Annotated in this window: 3 protein-coding genes and 2 pseudogenes; 4 read left to right on the top strand and 1 reads right to left on the bottom strand. The window is 63.8% G+C overall.

What is annotated here, in order from left to right; all coding sequences use genetic code 11:
* The 4 genes and pseudogenes from D0N36_RS15290 to lysA all read left to right on the top strand — a co-directional run.
* On the top strand, window positions 1-890 hold an 890-nt coding region (locus tag D0N36_RS15290; RefSeq protein ID WP_207190729.1), incomplete at its 5' end, for a hypothetical protein.
* Window positions 891-1,094: 204 nt separating this feature from the next.
* A pseudogene (locus D0N36_RS15285) lies at window positions 1,095-2,065 on the top strand (sodium-dependent bicarbonate transport family permease).
* 405 nt (window positions 2,066-2,470) lie between these two features.
* Window positions 2,471-3,795 (top strand): annotated as a pseudogene (locus D0N36_RS15280) (aspartate kinase).
* A gap of 217 nt (window positions 3,796-4,012) precedes the next feature.
* Window positions 4,013-5,161 (top strand): diaminopimelate decarboxylase, encoded by a 1,149-nt coding sequence (lysA, locus tag D0N36_RS15275; protein ID WP_116942710.1) that lies wholly within the window; start codon window positions 4,013-4,015, stop codon window positions 5,159-5,161.
* Window positions 5,162-5,261: 100 nt separating this feature from the next.
* Here lysA and D0N36_RS15270 read toward each other — a convergent pair whose 3' ends face one another.
* Window positions 5,262-6,932: an ArnT family glycosyltransferase gene (locus D0N36_RS15270; protein WP_190242707.1), complete on the bottom strand. Its 1,671-nt coding sequence runs from the start codon at window positions 6,930-6,932 to the stop codon at window positions 5,262-5,264.
* Window positions 6,933-7,023: the final 91 nt, after the last annotated feature.

Below are 7,023 nucleotides of genomic sequence, written 5' to 3'. Positions count from 1 at the left end.
ATCAAATACATCCATCCATCCTCCAACCGCTTGACGGTGCCATGCTCACCATCCGTGACCTTCGTCGCAACGTCACGGATACTACAGCCCGGCCAGTTTCTGTCGTTGACAGCTGGGTCGCCAAACAGGCGGGGGGCTCGGAACTGGTGCCCCAGCTGTACGTCCGCTCTTCTGTTGACCTGCCCGAGGCCCTGCCCCGCCTGCGTCGGCTGAGTTTGTACCGCACCCTGGCTTATATGCTGGCTGAGCTGGGGGCCGCCGTGCTGCTGTTCACCAACGAAACCATTTTTGGCCTGCTGCGCTCGTTGCGGCCGGGCATGACGTGGCCGCAGTTGGCGCTGCTGCTGAAGGTGGCAGCGGCTACCGGGCTGGTGGTGTTTGGGCGGCGGTTGTGGCGAGCGTTGCGGCTCTACCTCACCTACCGCGACATTGGCCGCGACCTGCAACCCATTGCGCGGGCGCTGCTCGCGGCGCTGGGCTACGCAGGCCTGGTGCGCTCCGGGGCTGGCCTGGAAGCGGTGGTTGAGCTGAAACACGACGGCAGCGCCACCTGCTACCTGCGCGGGGGCAGCACCTACGAAACAGGCCTGTTTCTGCGGACCCTAAGCGAAGTGCTCGACCCGCTCGACAACCCCCGCTACGTGCTGGAGCGCCAGAGCCGCCTGTGGCAACTGGTGTCCCAGCACGACTACCATGCCGTGCCCGAAGTGCTGGGCCGCACCAGAAAAGAAGCCGAAGCCTATGCCCACTTCTGGCAGCGCTACGTGGGGCCCGGCCGGCTCATCTACACCCGCACCCTCGACGGCCGCGAAGAGCTGCTGCGGGTGCGGGGCCGCACCCTGGCCGCCGCCCTGGCCCCCCGCACCGAGGCCCGGAGCCGCTGGCAGTAATAGGTTGGAGGGATTGAGTAGGGTTTCGGCCGAGACGCCGGGGCCACGCAGGCATGCTATTGCGGGCCGTGCTAAAACAGCAGGCGGGCAGAGTAGCGTCTCGCCCTAAGTTGCTCTACGGGCAATTATAGTTTTACTATTCCCAAGGATAGGCAAACAACTATTCCTACTCTAACTTGCCACCTCATTTACCCACCCGCACGCATGGACACCGCGTTGCTGATTGCCAATCTGACCAATCCTACCCTGCTGTTCTTCGTGCTGGGCATCGTGGCGACCCTCGTGCGCAGCGACCTGGAAATTCCGGCCTCCACCGTCAAGTTCATCTCGCTTTACTTGTTGTTTGCCATTGGCTTCAAGGGCGGGCAGGAGCTGGCACATAGTCCGTTTGAGGCCGAAATTATCTACTCGCTGGGTTTCGGGCTGCTGCTGGCCTCCCTGATTCCGCTCTACACGTTCTTCATCCTCAAGCGCCGCCTCACCGTCAGCGACGCCGGGGCCGTGGCGGCGGCCTATGGCTCGGTCAGCGCCGTTACGTTCGTGGCGGCCGTCTCATTTCTGGATGCTCAAGGCCTGGCGTTCAGCGGGCACATGGTGGCCGTAATGGCCCTTATGGAGGCCCCGGCCATCATCGTGGGCATTATTCTGCTGATGCGCTACGACACGCCCGGCCCCGACGAGCCGCCCCGCATGGGCCTGGGCAGCGTGGTGCACCACTCCGTTACCAACGGCAGCGTGCTGATGGTGGTCGGCTCGCTGGTTATCGGCATCATTGCTGATTCCAAGCAGGCCGAGGGCATTAAACCTTTTACCACCGATATTTTCAAGGCTTTCTGGCCATTTTCCTGCTCGAAATGGGCATGATTACGGCCCGGCGCTTCGGCACTTTTAGCCGCTACGGCCGCTTCGTAACGCTGTTTGCCGTGCTCATGCCCCTGTTCAACGGCAGCGTGGTAGCCGTGGCCAGCCACTTGGTCACCAACTCGGTGGGCAACCGCTTCATCTTCGCCATTCTGGCCGCCAGCGCCTCCTACATTGCCGTGCCGGCCGCCATGCGGCTGGCCGCCCCCAAGGCCGACCCCGGCCTCTACATTCCGATGGCGCTGGGCGTTACGTTTCCCGTCAACATCACCCTGGGAATGCCCTTGTACATGGCGCTGGTGCAGCACTCGTAGCGCCTGCCAGACCGGGAAAACCGACGGCCTGCTGCACGGTAACGAGCAGTCGGTTGAAACCCGCGGCTCATCCAACTTTTTTCATTTCCCATCTTGAATATTGTAAATCCGGAGCGTACTTGCGGCCACAAACGCGCCGGGTACTGCCGATTTGCCTCCATGATGACTACCTTTTCCTCTTTCGCTTTACTTGGTTATGCCCGCCTTTCGGCCGGGGCCGGGATGAGCTGTGGGCAGGTAGTCGGCAGCAAGCTGATGGGCAAGAAATCGAAGAAACGCACCCCGACCCGACCGTCGCACTAGTTCACTACACCCGATTCTGAACGTTTTCCGCGCCGGTCCTTTCGAGGGTCGGCGCTTTTTTTGGCGCGGGCGAAGCGGTGTTTCGCCCCACAGTTGTTTCCTATGAAGATTATGAAGTTTGGCGGCACGTCCGTTGGGTCGGCGCCCCGGATGCGCGAAGTAGCGGAGCTGATGCACGCGCCTCACCTGCAGCGGCGCATCGTGGTGCTGTCGGCCATGAGCGGCACCACCAACGCACTGGTGGAAATTGCCGGCCTGCTCGGCGACGGCGACGCGCCCGCCGCCGCGGCCCGCATTGCGTTCCTGCGCCAACGCTACCACGAAGTTGCCCGTGAGCTGTTGGCCGATGCCGCCGAAACCCTGCTACCGACCCTCGACGCACACTTTCAGACACTGCTGAATTTTCTGGCGGCCCCGCTAACTCCCGCCGACGAGCGAATCATTCTGGCCCAGGGCGAGCTACTGAGCACCCGGCTACTGCACGGCTACGTAACGACGGTGCTAGGCCGCCCGGCCGTGCTGCTGCCTGCCCTCGATTTCATGCGCCTTGATGCCGACGGGGAGCCTGACGCGGCTGCTATCCGGCAGGGCCTGGCCGACGCGCTGCTCCCCTACCCCAACGACGCGCTGTTCATCACCCAGGGTTTCATCTGCCGCGACGTGCGCGGCGACATCGACAACCTGCGGCGCGGCGGCTCCGACTACTCCGCCTCGCTGATTGGCGCGGCGCTGGAAGCGGAGGAAATCCAAATCTGGACCGACATCGACGGGCTGCACAACAACGACCCGCGCGTAGTGCCGGGCACCTACCCGGTGCGGGAGCTCTCGTTTGATGAGGCCGCCGAGCTGGCGTATTTCGGAGCCAAGATTCTGCACCCCAGCTCGGTGCTGCGGCGCGGGCCCACGGTATTCCGGTGCGGCTGCTGAACACCATGCAGCCCGATGCGCCCGGCACGCTCATTTCGGCGCGCACCGGCCCCGGCTCCATCAAGGCCATTGCCGCCAAAGACGGCATCACGGCCATCAACGTGAAATCGAGCCGGATGCTGCTGGCCCACGGTTTTCTGCGCAGCCTGTTCGAGGTGTTCGAGCGCCACCGCACGTCCATCGACATGATTACGACCTCGGAAGTGGCGGTTTCGTTGACCATCGACGATGCCGGCCGCCTGCCCCAGATTGTGGCCGAACTGCAAAGCTTCGGCGCCGTGGCCGTCGATGAAAACCAGAGTATTATCTGCCTCGTTGGTAGCCTTACGCAGGACGCCAACGGCAGCGCCCACCGCGCCTTTGCCGCCCTGCGCGACGTGCCGGTGCGCATGATTAGCTACGGCGGCTCGCCCAACAACATCAGCATCCTGGTGAGCACCGAGGATAAGGTGCGGGCCCTACGGGCGTTGAATGCGGGGCTATTTGAGGAGCGAAAATAGCGAAGTAAAAGAACCGTGTCATGCTGAGCGAAGGCGTAAGCCGGAGTCGAAGCATCTCTACTGCAATGGTGACTTTGTCGGTTGATTTCGCTGCTGCAATGAAGTGGTAGAGATGCTTCGACTCCGCTCCGCTTCGCTCAGCATGACGCCGTTCTTTAACCAACGCCTGCTGTCTCAAATCACTCCAGACCCTCAAGAACCCCAATTACCCAACGCCATGTCCTTCCAGCTTCCAGCTGAATTCCAGCATCAGCCTACCCCATTTTACTACTACAACCTTGGCCTGCTCGACCAGACGCTGGCGGCGCTGGCGGCGGCGGCCCGGCCGGGCAATTTCCGGGTGCATTACGCCCTCAAGGCCAACTCCAACCTGCCCGTGCTGGCGCGCGTCCGGCAGGCCGGGTTGGGGGCCGACTGCGTGAGCGGCGGCGAGGTGGCGCGGGCCCTGGAGGCCGGTTTCGGGGCCGATGACGTGGTGTTTGCCGGCGTGGGCAAGTCCGATGCCGAGATAAACCTGGCGCTGGCGGCCGACATTTTCTGCTTCAACGCCGAGTCGGTGCCCGAGCTGCGGGTGCTCGACGAGCTGGCCCGCGCCCAGGGCCGGCGGGCCCGGGTGGCGCTGCGCATCAACCCCAACGTGGACGCCTACACCCACCCCCACATCACGACGGGCCTCGATGCCAACAAGTTCGGTATAAGCCTGCCCGATTTGGCCGGCGTGCTGGAGCAGCTGGAGCAGCTGCCCAACGTGGAGCTGATTGGCCTGCACGCCCACATCGGCTCGCAGATAACCGAGCTGAGCGTGTTTGCCGCCCTCAGCCGCAAGCTCAACGACCTGCAAACCTGGCTCGAAGACCGCGGCCACCACCTGCCCCACCTCAACGTGGGCGGCGGCCTGGGCATCAGCTACGAGCAGCCCGACGAGCACCCGATTCCCGATTTCGCCACCTACTTCGGCCTGTTCAACCAATACCTGCAGCGGCGGCCGGGCCAGCAGGTGCACGTGGAGCTGGGCCGCTCGGTGGTGGCCCAGTGCGGCACGTTGCTCAGCCGGGTGCTCTACGTGAAGGAAAGCCAGCACACGCGCTTCGCCATTCTCGATGCGGGCATGACCGAGCTCATGCGCCCGGCCCTCTACGGCAGCCACCACCACATCCAGAACCTGAGCAGCCAGCTCTCCGAACTGGCCTATGACATCGTGGGACCCATCTGCGAGTCGACCGACACATTCGGCCGCGCCCGGCTGCTGCCCGAAACCCAGCGCCACGACCTGCTGGCCATCCGCTCGGCGGGCGCTTACGGCGAGGTTATGTCGTCGGGCTACAATTTGCGCGAGAAGGCGGCGGCGGTGTACGGCGGTGAATGAGTGAACGGTTGTCGTTGAATAAGACCGGCCCACTCGTACAACGATTCCGTGCAACGGCGGGCGGGGGCGAGCCCCGCCCCTACAGCGTTCAACTCGGTTCTCACCAGTACACCACCCACTTGCCTAGCTTTTCCTGGTGCTGAAACGTGGCCAGCAGCCACTGGCGCTCGGGTTTCAGCTCGTCTTTTACCAGCAGCACCGGGTGTTGGGCCAGCAGCCAGCGGAGCGGGGCGGCGGATTCGGGCTGGTCGAGGTAGAGCAGGTAGCGGTGCCAGCTGGTGCCGAGTTCGAACTGGGTTTCGCGGTTGAGGCTGGTATTGCCGTCGTTGAGGAACACCGGCAGCGTGCCCAGCTCGAAAGCCAGGGAGGGCAGCAGCTGGTCATACACCACTATGGGGCGGGTTTGCAGGCGTTGCTGGGTGATGAACTCGGCCAGCGGACGGCTGCCGTTGAAAGCCAGCTCGTTCTGCTGCATAATGGGCTTGGCCGAAATCAGCAGAAAGACCGTGAAAATAGTGGTGGCCATCAGCAGCCGCGGGGCGACGCGCACTTGGTCCCAGATGCTGAGCGTGAGCACTAGCACGACCACCCCAATAGCCGGCCAGAGCGAGGTGAGCGGACGGAGCTCCAGCCCCAGATCGAATACAGCCGCGAAAATGGGCAGCAGGCACAGAAGCCCCAGCATCAACCCGAAAAAGCCCGTGATGCCCACGTACCAGCGCAACAGTACGTCCTCGGTGCAGCGGCCCAGGTAGTAAGTAGTCAGCAAGGCCACGCCGGGGAAAATGGGCAGCACATAGAGCAGCAGTTTCGACTTAGAGAGCGAGAAGAACAGCAGCGGCACCAGCACCCAGAAGATGAGCACGTTGCGCCACTGCCGCGACACCGTGGCCCAGGGCGTGCGCGCGGCCCGCACCACCAGCGCCACCGCCCAGGGCAGACTGGTGGCCGGGGCCAGCAGCACGTAAAACCACCAGGGCTTACTGCGGTTGAAAGTGGCAGCGTTGGCGAAGCGCTCCACGGTGTGCTCGTACAGGAAGTAGCGCACGAAGGCCGGATTTTCAGCCACCAGATACCCGTACCAGCTCAGTCCCACCACCAAAAAAAGCCCCAGCCCCAGCGCGTGGTGCACCGTGAACGGCCGCCGCGCCAGCCCCGTGCGCTCGGTGGCCGGCACCCGGAAGTAGGCACCCGCCACGGCCATTAGCGGCAGCACGAAGCCCACCGGGCCCTTAGTAAGGAAGGCCAGCCCGAGCCCCAGCCAGAACAGGTACAGCCAGCGCCGCCCACCATCATGGTAGTAGCGCAGAATGCCGTAGGCCGCCGCCAGCTCCAGCGTGGCCAGATACACGTCGGTAGTCACGTTGAGGGCCGAAATAAGCACCACCGGCAGCGTGCCGTAGATGACGGCCGCCGCCAGCGCCCGGGCCCTATCGTTGCCAAACAGCAGCAGGCCCAGCGCGTACACCAGCCCCACTTGCAGCAGCACAGCCAGCACCGGCAGCAGCCGCACACCCACCGTATTCACCCCAAACAGCCCCAGCCCCGCCGCCGTGAGCCAGTACGTGAGGGGCGGCTTGTGAAAATGCTGAATGCCCAGCAGCCGCGGGTGCAGCCAGTCGCCGCCCGTCAGCATTTCGCGCCCGATTTCCGAGTAGCGGGCCTCGCTGCTGTCTAACGGCCCCCAGCTGCCCAGCTGCCACACAAAAGCCCCGCCCAGCACCAGCAGAAACAGCCACAGCCAGCGGCGCGAAGTCATGGGGAAAGGCATGGGGCGGTGCGTGAGGTGATGGGGTAGTGAGGAGGGGATTGGCCAAAGGTATGGGACTGAAGAAAAGAACGTGTCATGCTGAGCGAAGCGG

The organism is Hymenobacter lapidiphilus (assembly GCF_003417065.2).
In the GTDB taxonomy this organism is placed as follows: Bacteria; Bacteroidota; Bacteroidia; order Cytophagales; family Hymenobacteraceae; genus Hymenobacter.
Note: the sequence above shows the minus strand (reverse complement) of the source record. Positions and strands in the feature narration are given on the sequence as shown.

Coding starts and splice junctions, on each gene's coding strand:
- lysA (WP_116942710.1), top strand. CDS start 4,013: ATGTCCTTCCAGCTTCCAGCTGAATTCCAGCATCAGCCTACCCCATTT.
- D0N36_RS15270 (WP_190242707.1), bottom strand. CDS start 6,932: ATGCCTTTCCCCATGACTTCGCGCCGCTGGCTGTGGCTGTTTCTGCTG.